This window comes from Capsulimonas sp., assembly GCF_039929585.1.
Taxonomy (GTDB): Bacteria; Armatimonadota; Armatimonadia; order Armatimonadales; family Capsulimonadaceae; genus Capsulimonas.
In genome coordinates, this window is sequence record NZ_JBDSQY010000185.1 from 1 (window position 1) to 2,628 (window position 2,628).

The 2,628-nt window shown below is 57.3% G+C and carries 3 protein-coding genes; 1 reads left to right on the forward strand and 2 read right to left on the reverse strand.

The features are described from left to right. Positions 1–226: 226 nt before the first annotated feature. Both ABIZ35_RS13250 and ABIZ35_RS13255 read right to left on the reverse strand, forming a co-directional pair. Positions 227–1,192 (reverse strand): L-threonylcarbamoyladenylate synthase, encoded by a 966-nt coding sequence (locus ABIZ35_RS13250; protein WP_348220386.1) that lies wholly within the window; start codon positions 1,190–1,192, stop codon positions 227–229. 104 nt (positions 1,193–1,296) lie between these two features. Beyond that, the gene (locus tag ABIZ35_RS13255; protein ID WP_348220387.1) at positions 1,297–1,785 is read right to left on the reverse strand and encodes a hypothetical protein; all 489 of its coding nucleotides are present in this window, start codon (positions 1,783–1,785) and stop codon (positions 1,297–1,299) included. A gap of 408 nt (positions 1,786–2,193) precedes the next feature. On the opposite strand from ABIZ35_RS13255, the gene prs reads away from it, so the two are divergent. Continuing rightward, on the forward strand, positions 2,194–2,628 hold a 435-nt coding region (gene prs, locus ABIZ35_RS13260; protein ID WP_348220388.1), incomplete at its 3' end, for a ribose-phosphate diphosphokinase.

Here is a 2,628-nt window from a genome sequence, read left to right on the forward strand (position 1 = left end):
CAGAGACGCTTTCGGATCAACGGAGCCTCTTTGACGAATGAAGTTTTGTAAGGACTATGTTCGAGAGATCCGAATCTCTTCCAAAAGCATTGGGCTTTAGCCCGTTGTATTTTACTTCTGGGGGACCCGATTTCGGACGACGGCATTTTCCGGTCCCCCAGAATTGGGGTGGAGGGGCCATCTTCTCTGAGCTCCCCAAAATTGGGGCGGAGGGGCTGAAATCACGCTATGAAGCCGACGCCCGCCGCAGCCGATCTCGGACTGCCGTCCACTCTTCCGTGTCGGGAACCTGCTGGACCAGGATCAAATCCGGACGGTCGGCGTCCAATGCATGGAGTGCGCTGTATAAGTTTGCCGCATAAGGATTAGGCAATTCGGGCAGGAAATGGATGTGCGTGTCTGGTCGTATGGAATCGGGTGGCAGTGTATAGGCAAGAATACTGATTTGTCCCGTCTCTGGAATCTCACACCAAACGTTTTCGGAGAGACGCAGCGGCGAGTTTGGCGCGTAATGGCGCAGCATCTGCCCTGGAGATTTGGCGACGCCGTCACCATCGTGGCGCCCCGTTGCGACGCGCTTTCCCAGCACGGCGGCGATCTCTTCCGCCGAGACCATGCCGGGGCGCAGGATGGCCGGAGGATCGCATGTGAGATCCAATACCGTCGACTCCAGGCCGACATCGCATGGCCCGCCGTCCAGGATCATTTTCAGCTCGGGGCCAAGGCTGCGGGCGACATGCTCCGCGCAGGTGGGGGAAATGGATTCGGAGCGATTGGCGCTTGGGGCGGCGATGGGGACATTGGCCGCGCGCAGCAGCGCCAGCGCGATCGGATGGCTGGGAATACGCACGGCGACGGTTTCGCCGCCGGCGGTGACGATGTCCGGCACACCGGGCATTTTCGGAAGCACTAAGGTCAGAGGCCCGGGCCAGAAAGCGTGTGCGAGGCGCCGGGCGTCCTCGGTTGGCTGGGCGATCCGATCCAATGCGTCGATATCCGCGATGTGGACGATCAGTGGGTTTGTAGCCGGGCGGCCTTTAGCGGTGAAGATACGCGCGACGGCGTCGGCGTCCAGCGCATTGGCGCCCAGGCCATAGACGGTTTCTGTGGGAAAGGCGACGAGGCGGCCCTCGCGAATCCAGCGGGCGGCGCGTTCAATCGTCAGTGGGTCGGCGGAAACAATGCGCTCCATGGGTGAATTATACCCAGTCGGCGCGGAGGAGGGAGCAGGCGTGCGGATATTGTGGAATAAGCGAGGGCAAGTTACGACAAAGCCGCAACACGGTCAAGCAAAAACTATGCGACCGCCTTGCGGCTGGAAAGCTCGCGCACTTCGCTATGCGCTTTATATTTCTGGTAGTCCTTCAGAGACGAATCGAGTTCGTTGATCTGGAACAGGAACTCCGAGGTGACGGGGACATTCGCCGGGATCTTTTTGATCGCCTTGACGTGGTCGTAGAAGTAAGCCGCCAGAGCCATTCGGTAGGCGATCTCCGAACGCAGCATCCGGTCGCGCTTTCGCTTGTCTTTCAGCACGTAGACGGAGTAAATCACTTCCGAGACGAACTCAGGGCCGCTGATTTTCTTTGCTTCCAATGAGCTGAGCGCCTGGCTGATCGCCAAAACCTTCACTTCATCCTCGGCGCTGTCTTCCAGAACCTTCTCGTACTCTTCCCGAAGTTCTTTGTAAGTCGTCTTGATGTAATTCGACTCGCCGACTGTCAGCTGCACGCCGCTCGTCGCCTTACGCAGCATCTCTTTGAGTTCGGATCGATGCATTGTCATCGTGGGGCTCTCCGGGAATAATGCTATTCACACTGGATCACAGGGTCGTTGTAGATACTTGCCGCCTTTTGTATTATACAACGATTATTTCGCCAATTAGTACCTTATTACCACAAAATCAAGGATTCGTACCAATAATTTTTTATTGTTGACAGATCAATCTAAAATTGTATAACTTTACGAGATATACTTTGGCAACCATTTGTTCGCGTCGAACGGGCTCCTCAGAGTGAGGGAGTGATGAAAGGCGGAGTTTGGATCATGAAAACCCTATGCTTCGTTCCCTGAAAAAGATACCGGAAGACGGGTGGGCAGGCGGGGAGTCACTTGCGCCGGAACATATTGTCTGCTATAATTCCACTCGGATGATGTTTTGAGGAGAGGCCCTGTTTGAACGACAATTCCGAGATGAAACTTTTCGCCGGTACGGGCAACCCCGCGCTGTGCCAGGCGATCGCCGATAACTTAGAGATGCCGTTGGGCGAAGTGAAGATCTCACGCTTCGCCGACGGTGAGACTTACGTGCAGTATAAAGAGAGCGTGCGCGGCGCGGATGCCTTTATCATCCAGCCGACCGGCCCGCCTGTCGACAGCAATCTTGTCGAGCTGCTGATCCTGATCGACGCGATGCGCCGCGCCAGCGCCGATCGAATTACGGCGGTGCTGCCGTACTTCGGATATGCGCGTCAGGAAAAGAAGGATAAGCCTCGTGAGGCGATCACCGCCAAGCTGATCGCCGATGTCCTCGCCGCCGCCGGCGCCGACCGCGTGGTGACTATGGACCTGCACGCCGATCGCGCTGGCGCTGCTGCGCGCGGCCAATGTCCCCATCGCCGCCCCAAG